The organism is Winogradskya humida, assembly GCF_016862215.1.
Taxonomy (GTDB): domain Bacteria; phylum Actinomycetota; class Actinomycetes; order Mycobacteriales; family Micromonosporaceae; genus Actinoplanes; species Actinoplanes humidus.
Genome location: NZ_BOMN01000136.1, coordinates 69,020 through 87,998, shown reverse-complemented (window position 1 = coordinate 87,998; position 18,979 = coordinate 69,020). Strand labels below are relative to the sequence as shown.

Genomic DNA, 18,979 nt, shown 5'->3' with positions numbered 1-18,979 from the left:
TCGAGGTGACGCCGCACCCGGTGCTGCTCGGTGCGGTGGGCGACATCGTCGAGGACGGAGCTGTGTTCGGGACGCTGCGCCGCGACGACGGTGGTGTCACGCGCCTCGTGACGTCCTTCGCGGAGGCGTTTGTCCGGGGCGCCGGCGTCGACTGGACCCGGGTGCTGCCGGCCGCGGACCGGGTGGAGCTGCCGACGTACGCGTTCCGGCACCAGCGGTACTGGCCGGACGCGGTCCCCGTCGTGGCGGCCCCCGGCACGGACCGGACCGGTTCGCCCGCCGAGGCTGAGTTCTGGGCGGCCGTCGAGAACGGCGACCTCGGCCACCTCGCCGAGACCCTCGCCCTTCCCGACGGTCAGCACCTCGGTGAGGTCCTCCCGGCCCTCGCCTCGTGGCGGCGTCAGGAGCAGGACCGCTCGGTGACGACGAGCTGGCGGTACCGGGTCAACTGGGCGCCGGTCAGCGACCCGGACCCGGGTGTGCTGAGCGGGCACTGGCTCGTGGTGACCGGACCCGCCGGCCTCACCCAGGCCCGGGACGCGGAGCGGGCGCTCGCGGCCCGCGGCGCCGACGTGACCCTGATCGAGGTGCCCGCCGAGGTGACCGACCGGACGGAACTCGGCGCCGTCCTCGCCCCGGCGGTTGCGGAAGCCGGCGCCATCGCCGGTGTGCTGTCCCTGCTCGCGCTGGACGAGACACCGTTGCCGGAACACCCGGTGGTCGTCACCGGTCTGGCGGCGACGCTGGCGCTGGTGCAGGCGCTCGGCGACACGGGCGTCGACGCACCCCTGTGGGTCGCGACGTCCGGTGCGGTCGCGGCCGGCCCCGGCGAGGTGCTGACCAGCCCGGTCCAGGCCGAGGTCTGGGGCTTCGGCCGGGTGGCCTCGTTCGAGTACCCCGACCGCTGGGGTGGTCTGCTCGACGTCCCCGCCGAACTCGACGACCGGGCCGGTGCCCGCCTCGTCGCCGTCCTGGCCGGGTGCGGCGAGCAGGAGGTCGCCATCCGCGCCACCGGGCTGTACGGCCGGCGCATGGTTCACGCGCCGCAACCGCGTACCGGTCCGGGATGGACGCCGCGGGGCACCGTGCTGATCACCGGCGGTACCGGCGCGATCGGCGGCCACGTCGCCCGCAGACTCGCCGGGGACGGCGCGCAACGACTTGTCCTGACCAGCCGTTCCGGCCCGGGCGCGGCGGACGTTGCCGCGCTGGCCGCCGGACTGGCCACCACGGGTGCGCGGGTCGACGTCGTCGGATGTGACGCGGGGCGGCGTGACCACCTCGCGGGGCTGCTGGACTGGGTCGCGGCGGACGGCCCGGCGGTGTCCTCGGTGATGCACACCGCGGGCGTGCTGGACGACGGCGTCGTGGACCGGCAGTCGCCGTCCCGGCTCGCCACCGTCCTGGCGGCGAAGGTCGCCAGCGCGGCACTGCTGGACGAGCTGACCGCCGGCCTGGACCTGGACGCCTTCGTCCTGTTCTCCTCCGCCGCGTCCACACTGGGCTCGGCGGGCCAGAGCAACTACGCCGCGGCGAACGCCTACCTCGACGCGCTGGCCGAGAACCGGCGCGCCCGTGGCCTGGCCGCCCTCGCGGTGGCCTGGGGTCTCTGGGGTGGCGGTGGTCTCGCCGACTCGAAGGACGCCATCCGTAACCGCATGCAGCGGATGCCGATGCCCGCCATGGATCCCATCCTGGCCGTGCAGGCGTTGTTCGAGGCGCTGCAGAGCTCCGACACCGCGCTGACGGTCATGGACGTCAACTGGACGGAGCTGCTCGCGGCGTCCGGGGCGGCCGATCTGCGGAGCCGGCCGTTCGTCCGGGACCTGCCCGAGATTCGCCAGTTGGCCGCGGTGCCGGCGATCGCGGGCGACGCGGCACCCGACGAGGGCGAGCTCATCCGGCGGCTGAGCGGGCTGCCGGCGGGCGAGCAGGAACGGGTGCTCACCGACATCGTCCGGGCGGAGGCGGCCGTCGTGCTGGGCCACTCCTCGGCGGACGAGGTGCAGGCGAAGCAGGCGTTCAAGGACCTCGGTTTCGACTCGCTCAGCGGTGTCGAACTGCGCAACCGGCTCAATGCCGCGACCGGGCTGCGACTGCCCGCCACGCTGGTCTTCGACTACCCGACACCGATGGCCATCGCGGCCTGGCTGCGCACCGAGATCGCTCCGTCGGAGTCGGCCGGCGTGCCGGTCCTCGACGAGCTCGACCGGCTCGAGGCGAGCCTGGCGGCGCTGCGGCCGGACCCGGCGACGCACGAGGACGTGACGAGCCGGCTGCGGACGATCCTGTCGAAATGGATCGAGGACGAGGACGGCGCGGCGTCCGAAAAAGAAGCAGTTGAACTTGAGTCCGCGACACCGGATCAGCTGTTTGACTTCCTCGACAAGGAACTCGGCCTGTCCAGCTGACGTGGGCTTGTTGAAGACATGGTTTAAGGGGCCACCGTGGATAACCAAGACAAACTCTTCGACTACCTCAAGAAGGCCGCGGCCGAGCTCCAGGAGACGCGCAAGCGGCTGCGCAAGCTTGAGGCCGGCGCCCAGGAACCCCTGGCGATCGTCGGTATGGCGTGCCGGTTCCCGGGCGGTGCCGACACCCCCGAGGAGTTCTGGGACCTGCTGTCGTCCGGTGGCGACGCGATCGGCGGGTTCCCGGACGACCGCGGCTGGGACCTCGGCGACCTCTTCGATCCCGACCCCGACAAGGCCGGCAAGTCGATCACCTCGTCCGGCGGCTTCATGCGGGACGTCAGCGGCTTCGACGCCGGATTCTTCGGGATCAGCCCGCGTGAGGCGCTGGCGATGGACCCGCAGCAGCGGGTGCTGCTCGAGGTCGCCTGGGAGTCCCTCGAACGCGCGGGCATCGAGGTGGGCAGCCTGAAGGGCAGCAAGACCGGCGTGTTCGTCGGTGGCTTCTCGTCGAACTACGTCGTGAGCCTGGCGATGTCGCAGGACGGCCTGGCCGGGTCGCAGGGTCACCTGATGACCGGCGCGCTCACCAGCGTGATGTCCGGCCGGCTGTCCTATGTGATGGGTCTGGAGGGCCCCGCACTGACGGTGGACACGGCCTGTTCGTCGTCGCTGGTCGCGCTGCACCTGGCCGCGCAGGCGATCCGCCAGGGCGAGTGCACGATGGCGCTCGCCGGTGGCGTGACCGTCCTGGTCAACCCGGGTAACTTCACCGAGTTCTCCCGCCAGCGCGGTCTGTCGACCGACGGCCGGTGCCGGGCGTTCTCCGCCGACGCGAGCGGGACCGGCTGGGCCGAGGGCGCGGGCATGCTCGTGATCGAGCGGCTCTCCGACGCCAAACGCAGCGGGCACAAGGTGCTCGCCGTCATCCGTGGTTCCGCGGTGAACCAGGACGGTGCCTCCAACGGCCTCACGGCGCCGAACGGCCCCTCGCAGCAGCGCGTGATCAAGTCCGCGTTGGCCAGCTCGCAGCTCTCGACGGCAGACGTGGACGTCGTCGAGGCGCACGGAACCGGCACGACGCTCGGTGACCCGATCGAGGCCCAGGCGCTGCTGGCCACGTACGGTCAGGACCGGCCCGAGGACCACCCGCTGTGGCTCGGATCGGCGAAGTCCAACATCGGTCACACCCAGGCGGCCGCCGGTGTCGCGGGCGTGATGAAGATGGTGCTGGCGCTGCAGAACGAGCAGCTGCCGCCCACCCTGCACGCGGAGAACCCGACCCCCTACGTCGACTGGTCGGTCGGCCAGGTGAAACTGCTGACCGAGTCGGTTCCGTGGCCGGTCGGCGACCGGGTACGCCGCGCGGGCGTCTCGGCGTTCGGTGGCAGCGGCACCAACGTCCACGTCATCCTGGAGGAGGCGCCCGCCGGCAACGGCGAGACCGCCGAGGACCTCCAGGAGCCGGAGGACGGCGCGCCCGCGACCGAGGCCACGACCACCGCTCCGGTGCTGTCGGGGGCCTGCGCGTGGCTCGTGTCGGGACGATCGGCGGAGGGCCTGACGGCGCAGACCAGCCGGCTGCTCGACTGGGCAACCGCGCGGCCCGAGGCCGGCCCGGCCGAGGTGGCCTGGTCCCTGGCGACCACCCGGGTGGCGTTCGAGCACCGCGCCGTCGTCGTCGGCGCCGACCGCACCGAGCTGCTGTCCGGGCTGGAGAGCCTCACCGGCTCGGTCGCCGGGGGAGCCGTCGTCTCGGGCGTGGTCCGCGACGACCCCCGCCCGGTGTTCGTGTTCCCGGGGCAGGGTTCGCAGTGGATCGGCATGGGCCGCGAGCTGTCCGCCTCCTCGGAGGTGTTCGCCGCGCGGCTCGCCGAGTGCGAACAGGCCCTCGCGCCGTACGGCACCTGGTCGCTGTTCGACGACACCCTCGACTGGGATGCCGCGGATGTCGTACAACCCATGCTGTGGGCCGTGATGGTCTCCCTCGCCGCCGTCTGGGAAGCCGCCGGGGTCAAGCCCGAAGCGGTGGTCGGCCACTCGCAGGGTGAGATCGCCGCCGCCACCGTCGCCGGGATGCTGAGCCTGGAGGACGGCGCGAAGGTCGTCGCGCTGCGGTCGCAGTCGTTGCGGGCCCTGGCCGGTGCGGGCGGCATGATGTCCGTCGCGACCTCGGCCGCGGAGATCGGCAAGCGCCTGGGCGACAAGCTGTCCCTCGCGGCGATCAACGGTCCTGCCGCCGTGGTGCTCTCCGGTGAGCCCGCGGCGCTCGCGGCGCTGAAGACCGAACTGGACGCCGAGGGTGTCCGCGCCCGGATGGTCGCCGTGGACTACGCCTCGCACGGCGCCCAGGTCGAGCAGCTGCGCGAGGAGATCCTGACGGTCCTGGAGGGCGTCGCTCCCCGCGCGGGCCGGGTGCCGATGGTGTCCGCCATGACGGGCGAGACGCTGCACGGGCCGGAGCTGGACGCCGCGTACTGGTACGCGAGCCTCCGCGCGCCGGTCGACTTCGACCGCGCCGTGCGGACCCTGGCCGGCCGGGGACATCAGACGTTCATCGAGGTCTCGCCGCACCCGGTGCTGCTGAGCGCGATGACCACGACCTTGGAGGAAGCCGCCGCGGACGCCGGTCCGGGTGCGGTGACCGCCGCCGTGTGCGCCACGCTGCGCCGCGACGACGGCGGCACGAGCCGGATGGTCCTGTCGCTCGCCGAGGCGTTCGTGCAGGGCGTGGCCGTGGACTGGACCGCCGTGCTGCCGGCCGCCGACTGGGTGGACCTGCCGACGTACGCGTTCCGCCACGACCGGTACTGGCCGGAGAACCAGCTGTCGCTCGCCGAGCTCAAGGCGTCCGGCGGTGACGTGGTGTCGCTGGGCCTCGGCGCCGTCGGGCACCCGTTCCTGGGCGCCGTGGTGGAGCTGGCCGGCATCCCGGGCCTGGTGTGCACCGGGCGGCTCTCACTGCGCTCGCATGCCTGGCTCGCCGACCACGCGGTCGGTGGTGTGGTGCTGCTGCCGAGCACCGGATTTGTCGAGCTGGCCGTCCGCGCCGGCGACCAGGCGGGCTGCGGCGTGCTCGAGGAGCTGACCCTGCAGGCACCCCTGGTGCTGCCCGCGGACGGCAGCGGCGTCCAGATCCAGGTCGTGGTCGCGGGCGATGACGGTACGGGCCGCCGCGCGGTGGAAGTGTTCTCCCGCGGCGACGACGCGAGCCCCGAACAGGGCTGGACGCAGCACGCCGTCGGCGTGGTGTCCGCAGCGGCCGTCCCCGGCTGGACCGACCCTGACCTGCTCGTATGGCCGCCGGTCGACGCCACGCCGGTCGACGTCACGGACGTCTACCCGGTGCACCTGGCTGACGTGTACGGCCCGGCGTTCCACGGCCTGCGCGCGGCCTGGCGCCGTGGACAGGACATCTTCGTCGAGGTGGCGCTGCCGGACGAGCAGACACCCGCCGCCGACTCGTTCAACCTGCACCCGGCGCTGCTCGACGCGGCCCTGCACGGCACCGTCGTGGAGGCCCTCGACGCGGCCGGCGGCGACCCGGGCCCGCTGAAGATGCCGTTCGCGTGGACCGATGTGCAGCTGTACGCCACCGGTGCGTCGGTGCTGCGGGCGCGGCTGCGCAGGGACGCCCAGGGCGGGCTGTCGCTGACGGCCGCGGACGCCTCCGGTGCCGTCGTGGTGTCCGTCGGCTCGCTGGTGCACCGGCCGGTGTCGGTCGAGCAGTTGCAGCCGGCCGGTGGGCTCATCGACTCGTTGTTCGTCCAGGACTGGGTTCCCGTCGCCGAGGTGATGGTTCCGGCCGGGGACTGGGCGCTGCTCGGGGCCGACCGGTTCGGGCTCGGTGACGGGCTGGCCGCGGCGGGCGTACCGGCACGGGCCTATGCGGACCTCGCGGAGCTGGTCGCGGCGACCGAGGCGGGCGACATCGACCCGCGCGTGGTCGTGGTGAGCCCCGGCTCGGCGCCGGTCGACGGCGCCGACCTGCCGGGGGCGGTTCGCGACGCCACCGGCGAAGCACTGGCCATGGCTCAGGAATGGCTGCAGGAACGAACGCTCGACCTGGCACGACTGGTCGTCGTCACGTGCGGTGCGGTGGACTCCGTCGCCGGCGAGGCGGTGACCGACCTGGCGGCTGCCGCGGTGCGCGGCCTGCTGCGCTCGGCCCAGGCGGAGAACCCGGACCGGCTGGTCCTGGCCGATCTGCCGGTCGGCGACCCGGGCGCCCACGTCGGTGTGCTGCCCTCGGTGGTCGGCAGCGGCGAGCCGGAGCTGGTCATCCGCGGGCGGGCCGCCTATGGCCGGCGACTCGTCCGCCCCTCGGGCCCGGTGACGGAGATCGAGTGGCCCGAAGGCCCGGACACCACCGTCGCGGCGCGTTCGGTGCTGGTGACCGGCGGGACCGGAACCCTGGGCGGCCTGGTGGCGCGGCATCTCGTGGCGACCGGCCGGGCCGGTGGTGCCGTACTGCTCAGCCGGTCCGGGCCGGGTGCCGCGGACATCGCGGTGCTGGCCGAGGAGCTGGCCGAGCTCGGCGCCTGGGTCCAGATCATCGCGTGCGACGCGGGTGACCGGGACGCACTGGCCGCGGTGCTGGACCGCGTCCCCGCCGACTGCCCGCTGGGTTCCGTCATCCACTCCGCGGGCGTCGTCGACGACGGCGTGATCCCGGCGCTGACCCCCGATCGGCTGGCGGCGGTGCTGCGGCCCAAGGCCGACGCGGCCTGGAACCTGCACGAGCTCACCGCGGACGCGGGCCTCGAACGCTTTGTCATGTTCTCCTCGGCCGCGGCGACATTCGGCGCACCGGGCCAGGGCAGTTACGTTTCCGCGAACTCCTTCCTGGACGCGCTGGCCGGCTACCGCCGGGCGGCCGGGCTGGCCGGCATGTCCCTGCAGCTGGGCCCGTGGGCGCACGAGGCGGGCATCGGCCGCGACCTCGACGAGCGGCTGCTGTCCCGGATCGGCCAGAGCTTCATGCCGCTGGACGCCGAGGCCGGCCTGATCGTCATGGATGTCGCGCTGGCCCGCGACGAAGCCGTCCTCATGCCCGCGCGTCTCGACGTGGCGGGGCTGCGGGCCCAGGCCTCGCGCAGCACGGAGATCCCGCCGCTGTGGCGGGCCCTGGCGGGTGCGCCGACCCGGCGTACGGCGGTCTCCGGTTCGGCGGCCGCCGCTCCCAGCCACGCGACCGGCGGCCCGGGCGAGGCCCTGCGCCACCAGCTGGCCGCGGTGGCCGGACCCGACCGGGACCGTGTCCTGATGGACCTGGTCAGCGCCCACGTCGCCGCGGTGCTCGGCTACGCGTCCGCGGAGGCCATCGAACCCACCCGGGCGTTCACCGACCTCGGATTCGACTCGCTGACCGCCGTCGAGCTGCGTAACCGGTTGAACGCCGACACCGGGCTGCGCCTGCCGGCCACCCTGGTCTTCGACTACCCCACCCCGGCAGCGCTGGCCGCGTTGCTGCGCGCGGAGGTGACCGGCGATCTCCCGGCCACCGCCGTGGCCACCACCGTCGCGACCGCGACGGACGAGCCGATCGCGATCGTCGGCATGGCATGCCGGTTCCCCGGCGGCGCGGCCGGCCCCGAGGAGTTCTGGCAGTTGCTGGCCTCGGGATCCGACGCGATCGGCCCGATCCCGCGCGACCGCGGCTGGGACCTGGAGGCGCTGTACGGCCCGGACTTCGACGCCGCCGCCGCGACTTACACGCAGGCGGGTGGTTTCGTCCGCGACGCGAGCGGCTTCGACGCCGGGTTCTTCGGGATCAGCCCGCGCGAGGCGCTGGCCATGGACCCGCAGCAGCGCCTGCTGCTGGAGACGTCGTGGGAGGCGATCGAGCAGGCCGGCATCGACCCGGCGACGCTGCGCGGCAGCCAGACCGGTGCGTTCGTCGGCGGCTCCGCGTCCGGGTACGGCATCAACGCCGAGCTCGGTGAGGCCGGGGTCAGCGAGACCCACCTGATGACGGGCACGGCGGCCAGCGTCATGTCGGGCCGGTTGTCGTACACGCTCGGGCTCGAGGGCCCGGCCGTCACGGTCGACACCGCCTGCTCCTCGGCGCTCGTCGCGCTGCACATGGCCAGTCAGGCGATCCGTGCGGGGGAGTGCTCGATGGCGCTCGCCGGTGGTGTCGCCGTGGCCGCCACCCCGGCCGTGTTCGTGGCGTTCTCCCAGGCCAACGGCGTGGCCCTGGACGGGCGCTGCAAGTCGTTCTCCGCCACCGCCGACGGTTCCGGGTTCTCCGAGGGTGCGGGCATGCTCGTGCTGGAACGGCTCTCGGACGCCCAGCGCAACGGGCACACCGTGCTCGCGGTGGTGCGCGGCACCGCCATCAACCAGGACGGCGCGTCCAACGGGCTCACCGCCCCGAACGGCCCGTCACAGCAGCGTGTCATCCGCGCGGCGCTGGCGAACGCCGGGGTCCGGGCCGACGAGGTCGACGTCGTCGAGGCGCACGGCTCCGCGACCACGCTGGGCGACCCGATCGAGGCGCAGGCCCTGATCGCGACGTACGGCAAGGAGCGCGCCGGGGACCGTCCACTGTGGCTCGGCTCGGTGAAGTCCAACATCGGGCACACCCAGACCGCCGCCGGTGCCGCCGGGCTCATCAAGATGGTCCTCGCCCTGCAGCACGAGCAGATGCCCCCGACGCTGCACGTGGAGGAGCCGAACCCGCACGTCGACTGGTCCGCCGGTGACGTGCGGCTGCTGACCGAGGGCGTACCGTGGCCCGCCGGTGAGCGGATCCGCCGGGCCGGGGTGTCGGCGTTCGGGATGAGCGGCACCAACGTGCACGTCATCCTGGAAGAGGCACCCGCCCCGGTTGCGGCCGTCAAGACGGAGACCGCCCCCGCCGTGATCGGGACCGGCAGTGCCACCGCCTGGATGGTGTCCGGCCGGACCGCCGAGGGCCGCACGGCTCAGGTGGAGCGGCTGCGTGCGTGGATCGCGGACCGCCCCGATCTCAGCCCCGCCGACGTGGCGTGGTCGCTGGCGTCGACCCGGTCGGCGTTCGAGTACCGGTCCGTGATCGTGGGCGGCGACCGGGCGGAGCTGCTGACCGGCCTGGAGAGCCTGGCGTCCGGGACACCGTCCCGATCGGTCGTCTCCGGTGTCACCCGCACCGGCGGCCGGACGGTCTTCGTGTTCGCGGGCCAGGGCTCGCAGTGGATCGGTATGGGCCGGGAGCTGGCTGCCTCCTCGGAGGTGTTCGCCGCGCGGCTCGCCGAGTGTGAGCAGGCGCTCGCACCGTACGTGGACTGGTCGCTCATCGACGTTCTGCACGGCTCGCCGGACCTGGCCGCGGCCGATATGGTGCAGCCCGTCCTGTGGGCGGTCATGGTGTCGCTCGCCGCTGTATGGGAAGCGGCCGGCATCCGCCCCGAAGCGGTTGTGGGGCACTCGCAGGGCGAGATCGCGGCGGCGACCGTGGCGGGGATCCTGTCCCTGCGGGACGGCGCGCGCGTGGTCACCGTACGGTCCCGGGCCCTGTCCGGACTCTCCGTCCAGGGCTCCATGGTGTCGGTGGTGATGCCGTCCCCGGCGGTGCACGAGCTCGCCGAACGCTGGGGCGACAAGCTCTCCGTGGCCGCGGTGAACAGCCCGGCGGCCTCGGTGGTCTCGGGTGAGCCGGACGCGCTGGCGGAATTCGAGCGGGAACTGGCGGCGCGGCACGTCATGCGCTGGCGCATCCCCGAGACCGACTTCGTGGCGCACTCCCCGGCGGTGGAACCGCTGGCGCAGGTGCTGGCGGACGAGCTCGCCGGGATCACCCCCCAGGCCGGGCGGGTGCCGATGGTCTCCACGGTCACCGGCGACTGGCTGGCGGGCCCGGACGCGGACGCCTCCTACTGGTACGCCAACCTGCGCCGGATGGTCCGCTTCGAACAATCCGTCCGGCTGCTGCTCACGAGCGGCTACAGCGCATTCGTCGAGGTGTCGCCACACCCGGTTCTGACCGGCGCCGTCACCGAGACCGCCGAGGACGCGGGGACCACCGAGGTGCTCGTCGTGGGCACGCTCGAGCGGGACAACGGCGGTGCCACCCGGCTCCTGACGGCGCTGGCGCAGGCCCACGCCGGCGGGCTGCCCGTGGACTGGCACGCGGTGCTGCCCGCGGCGGCGAGGGTGGACCTCCCGACGTACGCGTTCCAGCACGAGCACTACTGGCTGACCGCCGCCGCACCCGCTCGCGTGCGGGGCGGCGACGGCGCGAACACCGCCGCGGAGGCGCTGTTCTGGTCCGCCGTCGAGGACGGTGACCTGGCCCGCCTCGCGGATGCGCTGGCGATCGAGGACCACAGCCGGCTCAGCGACGTACTCCCGGCGCTGGCGTCGTGGCGGCGTCGTGAGCAGGACCGGTCGGCGACCGCCGGCTGGCGTTACCGCGTGGTCTGGTCGCTGATCGCCGAGCCGGGCCCCGCCCGCCTGTCGGGATCATGGCTGGTCCTGATCCCGGCCGGATCCGCCGACGACGAAACGGTCCGGGGCTCCGTGGCGGCACTGACCGCCCGCGGCGCCGACCTGGTGGTCGTCGAGGTGCCGGCCGGCCTGGTGGACCGCGATGACATGGCGTCGCTGATCGGCAGGTCGCTGGACAGCGCCGGCACCCGGCCCGCCGTGACGGCCGGCGTGGTGTCGCTGCTGGCGCTCGACGAGACACCGCTCCCGGATCATCCGGTGGTCGCCGGGGGACTGGCCACCACACTGACACTGACCCAGGGTCTCGGCGACGCCGGTGTCATCGCACCGCTGTGGATCCTCACCCGGGGCGCCGTCTCGGCCGGCCCCGGTGACCCGCTGACCAGTCCCGCGCAGGCGCAGTCCTGGGGCTTCGGCCGGGTCGTGGCCCTGGAACACCCCGACCGCTGGGGCGGGCTCATCGACCTGCCCGCCGTGCTGGACGAGCGGGCGGGCGCACGGCTGGTGGCCGTACTGGCCGGCTGCGACGAGAACCAGGTCGTCATCCGGTCCGCCGGCATCCTCGGCCGCCGGATGAACCGCGCCGCGCAGCGCTCGGGTGCCACCTCGTGGCAGCCCGGCCCCGGCAGCGCGCTGATCACCGGTGGCACCGGGGCGCTCGCGGGGCACGTCGCCCGCTGGCTGGCCGGCCGCGGCGCCGAGCGGATCGTGCTGACCAGCCGTTCCGGCCCGGCCGCGCGTGACGCCGCGGTGCAGGCCGCCGCTCTCGCCGAGCTCGGCAGCCGGGTGGACGTGGTGACGTGCGACGTCAGCGCCCGCCCCGAACTCGCCGCGCTGGTGGACCGGATCGGCCGCACCGGCCCGGCTCTGACCTCGGTGGTGCACACCGCGGGCGTGCTGGACGACGGCGTCATCGACCGCCTCGGCCCCGCCCGGCTGGAGACGGTGCTGGCGGCCAAGGCCGCGAGCGCGACGTACCTGGACGAGCTGACCGCGGACCTCGACCTGGACGCGTTTGTGTTGTTCTCGTCCGTGGTGGCCACCACCGGTGGCCCGGGTCAGGCCAACTACGCCGCCGCGAACGCGTATCTCGACGCGGTGGCCGAGAACCGGCACAGCCGTGGGCTGCCCGCTCTCGCCGTCGCCTGGGGCCCGTGGGCCGGTGGCGGCGTGGCGCAGGGTAACGAGGCGGCCCGGCAGCGGCTGGCCCGCAACCAGTGGGAAGCGCTGATGGATCCGGAGCTGGCGGTCCGGGCCCTCGGCGAGGCGGTCGCCGGTGCCGACGCGATGCTGACGATCACGAACATCGACTGGCCGATGATCCTGTCGCAGCCCGAGGTGGCGGCGGACCTGCTGAACGTCCCCGTGATGCGGGACCTGCCCGAGATCCACCAGCTGGCCGCCGCACTGGCCACCCTCACCACCAAGGAGCCCGAGGGCGACCTGGCCGGCCGGCTCACCGGGAAGACCCCGGTCGAGCAGCACCGGATGCTGACCGACCTGGTCCGCGCCACGGCCGCGAAGGTGCTCGGCTACCCGTCGCCCGACGCGGTCGAGACCGGGCGCGCGTTCAGCGAACTCGGTTTCGACTCGCTGACCGCCGTGGAGCTGCGCAACGACCTCATGATCGCCACGGACCTGCGGCTGCCCGCGACCCTGCTTTTCGACTACCCCAACCCGAATGTGCTGGGCGAGCACCTGCTCGCGGAGCTGCTGGGCGTGCTGCCGGCAGTCACCTCGGTACCGGCGACGGTCGCGTCCGTGGCTGACGACGCCATCGCGATCGTCGGGATGAGCTGCCGCTACCCCGGTGGCGTGGCCGACCCCGACGGGCTGTGGGAGCTGCTCACCTCGGGCGGGGACGCGATCTCCGGCTTCCCGGACGATCGCGACTGGGATCTGGCGGCGCTCAGCGATCCCTCCGGCGAGGGCTACACGTCGTACGTGCAGTCCGGTGGATTCATCAAGGACATGAGCGGGTTCGACGCCGGGTTCTTCGGCATCAGCCCGCGTGAGGCCCTTGCCATGGACCCCCAGCAGCGGCTGCTGCTCGAGGTGTCCTGGGAGGCGCTGGAGCGTGCCGGTATCGACCCCGAGTCGCTGCGCGGCAGTGCGACCGGCGTGTTCGCCGGTGGCTACTCCTCCGGGTACGGCTACGGCGTCGACATCGAGAGCGCGGGCCACCTCATCACCGGCAACGCGACGAGCGTGCTGTCGGGCCGCGTGTCGTACGCCCTCGGCCTCGAAGGCCCGGCGGTGACCGTGGACACCGCGTGCTCGTCGTCGCTGGTGGCCATGCACCTCGCCGCCCAGGCCCTGCGCTCCGGGGAGTGCTCGATGGCCCTGGCCGGCGGTGTCACGGTGCTCGTCACGCCGGACGGTTTTGTCGGCTTCAGCGAGCAGAGCGGACTGGCGATGGACGGCCGGTGCAAGGCGTTCTCCGCGCGGGCCGACGGCATGGGCTTCGCCGAGGGCGCCGGTGTGGTGGTCGTCGAGCGGCTCTCCGACGCGCTGCGCAACAACCACAAGGTGCTCGCCGTGATGCGTGGGTCCGCGGTGAACCAGGACGGCGCGTCCAACGGCCTGACCGCACCGAACGGGCCGTCGCAGCAGCGGGTCATCCGGGCCGCGCTGGCGAACGCGGGGCTGCGGACGGACGAGGTCGACGTCGTCGAGGCGCACGGGACCGGCACCCGGCTGGGTGACCCGATCGAGGCTCAGGCGCTGCTCGCCACGTACGGTCAGCAGCGGCCGGAGGACCGGCCGCTGCTGCTGGGCTCGGTGAAGTCCAACATCGGGCACACCCAGGCCGCGGCCGGCGTGGCCGGTGTCATCAAGATGGTGCTGGCGCTGCGGCACAAGCAGCTGCCGAAGACGCTGCACGTGGACGAGCCGTCGCCGCACGTGGACTGGTCCGCGGGTGACGTCCGGCTGCTGACCGAGCCGGCGCCGTGGGAGACCGATGGACGTCCGCGCCGGGCCGGTGTGTCCGCGTTCGGGCTGAGCGGCACCAACGCGCACCTCATCCTCGAAGAGGCCCCCGCCACCGATCCCGAGCTTGGCGAACCGGCCGGGGACACGACGCCGGTGGTGTCGGGTTCCGGTGCCTGGGTGCTGTCGGGCCGCTCCTCCGAGGGCCTGACGGCGCAGCTGCAGCGGTTGCGGGAGTGGGTGACGGCACGACCCGGGCTCGACCCGGCCGATGTGGCGTGGTCGCTCGTGACCACCCGGTCGTCGTTCGAGCACCGGGCCGTGGTCGTCGGCGACGAGCTGCTCGCCGGTCTCGACGATCCGGGCCTGGTGCGGGGTGTCGCCCGTGCGGATGCGCGGACGGTGTTCGTGTTCCCGGGTCAGGGTTCACAGTGGATCGGGATGGGCCGCGAGCTGGCCGCTTCGTCCGAGGTGTTCGCCGCGCGTCTCGCTGAGTGTTCACAAGCCCTTGCACCGTACGGAACCTGGTCGCTGTTCGACGATTCGGCCGACTGGGACGCGGCGGATGTCATCCAGCCGTTGCTGTGGTCGGTGATGGTGTCCTTGGCGGCGGTGTGGGAGGCCGCCGGGGTCGTACCCGATGCGGTAGTGGGTCATTCGCAGGGTGAGATCGCTGCAGCGACTGTGGCGGGGATGCTGAGCCTGGAGGACGGCGCGAAGATCGTCGCGTTGCGGTCGCAGTCGTTGCGGGCCATCGCGGGTGCGGGCGGCATGCTGTCGGTCGCGGCGTCCGCCGAAGTGGTGGAGAAGCGCCTCGACGACCGGCTGTCGCTGGCAGCGGTCAACGGCCCCGCCGCGGTGGTCGTGTCGGGTGAGCCGGACGCGCTGCGGGAACTGAAGCAGGAGTTCGACAACGAAGGTGTCCGCGCCCGGATGGTCGCCGTGGACTACGCCTCGCACTGCGCGCAGATCGACCAGCTGGAGCAGGAGATCCTGACCGTGCTGGCCGGGGTGACACCGCGGGCCGGCCGGGTGCCGATGGTCTCGGCGATGAGCGGCGAGACGCTGACCGGCACCGAACTGGACGCCGCCTACTGGTACGCGAGCCTGCGCGCCCCGGTGAACTTCGACCGCGCCGTGCGGATCCTCGCCGGCCGGGGGCACCAGCTGTTCATCGAGGTCACCCCGCACCCGGTGCTGATGGGCGCCATGAATGACACGCTCGACGAGGTCGCCGCGGCAGCAGGGCCCAACGCCGTACCCGGCGCGGTCTGCGGGACGTTGCGTCGCGACGACGGTGGCGCGGCCCGGCTGCTCACGTCGTTCGCGGAGGCGTTCGTCAACGGTGCCGCGGTGAACTGGGCGTCGGTGCTGCCCGCCGCCGAGCGGGTGGAGCTGCCGACGTACGCGTTCCAGAACGAGCGGTACTGGCCTCGGCCCGCCGCAGCCAACACGAACGGCGACGCGGCCTCGCTCGGCCTCGGCGCGGTCAGCCACCCGCTGCTCGGCGCGGCGGTCGAGCTGGCCGGTGGTGCGGGGCTGCTGTGCACCGGGCGGCTGTCCGTCCGGACCCACCCGTGGCTCGCGGATCACCGGGTCGGCGGCGTCGTGCTGCTGCCCGGCACCGGCTTCGTGGAGATGGTCGTGCGCGCCGGGGACCAGGTCGGCTGTGGCCGGCTGGAGGAGCTGACGCTGCAGGCGCCGCTCGTGCTCCCGGCGGACGGCTCCGGGGTGCAGATCCAGGTCGTCATCGCCGCCGCCGCCGCGGACGACCGCCGCGCCGTCGAGGTGTTCTCCCGCCCGGACGAGCCCGGCACCCAGCAGGCCTGGGTCCAGCACGCCGGTGGTCTGCTCGCCCCGGCCACCGAGGCCCGGGAAGAGGACCAGGACCTCATCACCTGGCCGCCACCCGCGGCCACGGCGGTCGATGTCAGCAGCGTGTACGAAACCCTGGCCAGCGCGTACGGCTACGGCCCGGCGTTCCAGGGTCTGCGGGCGGTCTGGCGCCGCGGCGAGGACGTCTTCGCCGAGGTGGCCCTGCCCGAGAGCGTGGCCGGGGACGCGGGAGCGTTCGGGCTGCACCCGGCGCTGCTCGACGCGGTGCTGCACGCCAGCGCCGTCGCCGGCGGAGCTGAGGACGGAGCCCCGGCGCAGGCGAGGTTGCCGTTCGCCTGGACGGGCGTGGAACTGCACGCCGGTGGCGCCTCGGTGCTGCGGGCGCGGTTGCGCCGCAACGGTCCGGACGGCCTGAGCCTGCTCGCCGCGGACGCCACGGGCGCCCCGGTGGTGTCGGTGGACTCGCTGATCACCCGCCCGGTGTCGGCGGAGCAGTTGCAGAGCACCGACCCCGGCGTGACGGACTCGCTGTTCGCCGTGGAATGGGCCCCGATCGCCGGGATCTCGGCGCCGGATGTCGATTGGGCGCTGCTCGGTACCGACCGCTTCGGTGTAGCTGGATCGACGATGCGCACTTTCCCCGATCTCGCGGCGATCGCCGCGGCAGACGAGACCCCGACCGCGGTGCTGGTCAGTGTCGCGGGTGCCGGCGGCGACGTGGCTGAGGCGGCGCGACGGGTCACCGGTGAGGTGCTGACCCTGGCGCAGGAATGGCTGGCCGAGGAGCGACTGGAGCAGGTGCCGCTCGTGGTACTGACCCGGGGCGCCGTACCGGCCGTCGCCGGTGAGGGAGTGACCGACCTGGCGGCCGCCGCGGCGTGGGGCCTGCTGCGCTCGGCGCAGTCGGAGAACCCGGGCCGCTTCATCCTGGTCGACCTGCCGGCGACCGGGGGTCTCGAGTTGGACGTCCTGAGCCCCGGCGAGCCGGAGCTGGCGATCCGTGGTGCCGGGAGCGCGGTGGCCGCGTACGGTCGCCGCCTGGTCCGCCCGTCCGGTGAGCTGGCGGCACCGCGGGGATCGTGGCGGCTCACGCCCGATGCCGGTGGTTCGCTGCAGAATCTGGTCCTGGCGGACGCGCCCGAGTTCGATCAGCCGCTCGCGGCGGGTCAGGTCCGGGTCGCGGTCCGGGTCGCGGGTCTCAACTTCCGCGACGTCCTGATCGCGCTGGGCATGTACCCCGGCGGTGGCGTGATGGGCAGTGAGATCGCCGGTGTGGTCGTCGAAACGGCCCCGGACGTCACGAACGTGGCGACCGGTGACCGGGTGACGGGTATCGCCGCCGGTGGCTTCGGCCCGAACGTCGTCACGGATGCCCGCCAGGTGGTCGCCATCCCCGCGCAGTGGTCGTTCGCGACCGCGGCGTCGGTGCCGGTGGCATTCCTGACGGCCTGGTACGCGCTGGTGAACCTCGCCGATGCCCGAGCCGGTCAGAAGGTGCTTATCCACGCGGCCGCCGGTGGTGTGGGGTCGGCGGCGGTGCAGATCGCCCGGCACCTCGGTCTTGAGGTCTACGCGACGGCGAGCCCGGCGAAGTGGCCGGCGCTGCTCGCGGCGGGCCTGGACGAGCAGCACATCGCCTCGTCGCGGGACGCCGGGTTCGAGGCGCGTTTCCTGGCCGCCACGGATGGCCGGGGCGTGGACATCGTCATCAACTCCCTCGCCGGTGACCTGACCGACGCCTCGCTGCGGCTGCTGCCGGACGGTGGCTCGTTCGTCGAGATGGGCCGGACGGACCTGCGCGATCCGCAGAGCCTGCCCGCCGGCCTCACCTACCAGCCGTTCGAGCTGGCCGAGGCCGGGCCGCAGCAGCTCGGGGAGATGCTCCAGCGGATCGTCACCCTGCTCGGGACCGGCGAGCTGGCCCCGCTGCCGCTGCGGGCCTGGGACGTGCGCCGGGCCCGGGAGGCGTTCCGGTTCATGTCGCAGGCGCGGCACACCGGCAAGCTCGTCCTGACGATGCCCGCCGCCGCGACGGGGACCGGCACCACGCTGATCACCGGTGGCACGGGCACGCTGGGTGCCCTGGTCGCGCGGCATCGGGCGGCGAACGGCAGCCTGGTGCTGACGAGCCGCTCCGGTCCGGCAGCTGCGAAGGTCGCCGCGCTGAGCGCGGAGCTGGCCGGGCAGGGCGCAACGGTACGCGTGGTGGCGTGCGACGCCGCCGACCGTCCCGCCCTCGAGGCGGTGCTGGCCGGCATCGGCGACCTCACCGGTGTGGTGCACACCGCGGGAATCCTGGACGACGGTGTGATCGCGTCGCTGACCCCGGAGCGGGTCGGCGCGGTCATGCGCCCGAAGGCTGACGGTGCCTGGAACCTGCACGAGCTGACCCGGCGCTTCGACCTGGACGAGTTCGCGTTGTTCTCGTCGGCGGCCGCGACGACGGGCGCACCCGGGCAGGGCAACTACGTGGCGGCGAACGCGTTCCTGGACGCGCTGGCGGCCGAGCGCCGTGCCGAGGGGCTCCCGGGAACGTCACTGGCCTGGGGCATGTGGGCCGAGCTCAGCGCGCTGACCGGTCAGCTCAGTGACGCGGAACGGGCCCGGATCAGCCGCGGCGGCGTCGCCGCGCTGAGCGCCGGGGACGGTCTGGCGCTGTTCGACCTGGCGCTGGCCCGTGACGAGGCGGACCTGGTGCCGGCCCGCTTCGACCTGGCCAGGATGCGGTCGCAAGCCGCCCAGGCCACCGATGTGAGTCAGGTACCCGCCCTGTGGCGGGCCCTGATCCAGGCCGGTGGTGCACGCCGGGCGGCGGTGGCCTCGGCCCCGGCCGGTGCGGACTCCCTGCACCAGCAGCTGACGGGCCTGGCCGGTGCCGACCGGATCCGGGTGCTGACCGACCTGATCCGTACGCAGGTGGCCGCGGTGCTGGGCCACACGACGCCCGGTGCGATCGAGGCGACCCGCAACTTCACGGACCTCGGCTTCGACTCACTGACGGCGGTGGAGCTGCGTAACCGGCTGAACGCGGCCACCGGGCTGCGGTTGCCCGCGACGCTCGTCTTCGACTACCCCAACCCGACGGAGCTCGCCGAGTTCCTGCGGGAGCGGCTCCTGCCGCAGATCGGCGACGAGGCGGACCCGGCCGAGGCGGAGTTCCGCAGGGTGCTGGCCGGCGTGCCGCTGTCCCGCCTGCGCGAAGCCGGTCTCCTGGACGCCCTCATGCGGCTCACCGGGCTGCAGGACGACGCGCGGGCGACGGCGGGCGACGACCAGGTCGAGGCGATCGACGAGCTGGACGCCGAGAGCCTGATCCGCCTGGCCATGGACAGCGAGACGCACTGAAGCGCCCGTCGCGGCGACACCCTCTG

At 73.6% G+C, this 18,979-nt stretch carries 2 protein-coding genes; both read left to right on the top strand.

What is annotated here, in order from left to right:
- The coding region (locus Ahu01nite_RS45895; RefSeq protein ID WP_203843054.1) for an SDR family NAD(P)-dependent oxidoreductase at positions 1–2,411 on the top strand (2,411 nt) is incomplete at its 5' end.
- Positions 2,412–2,447: 36 nt separating this feature from the next.
- Positions 2,448–18,953, top strand: coding sequence for a type I polyketide synthase (locus Ahu01nite_RS51100; RefSeq protein ID WP_239159674.1), 16,506 nt, complete (start codon positions 2,448–2,450; stop codon positions 18,951–18,953).
- Positions 18,954–18,979 lie beyond the last annotated feature (26 nt).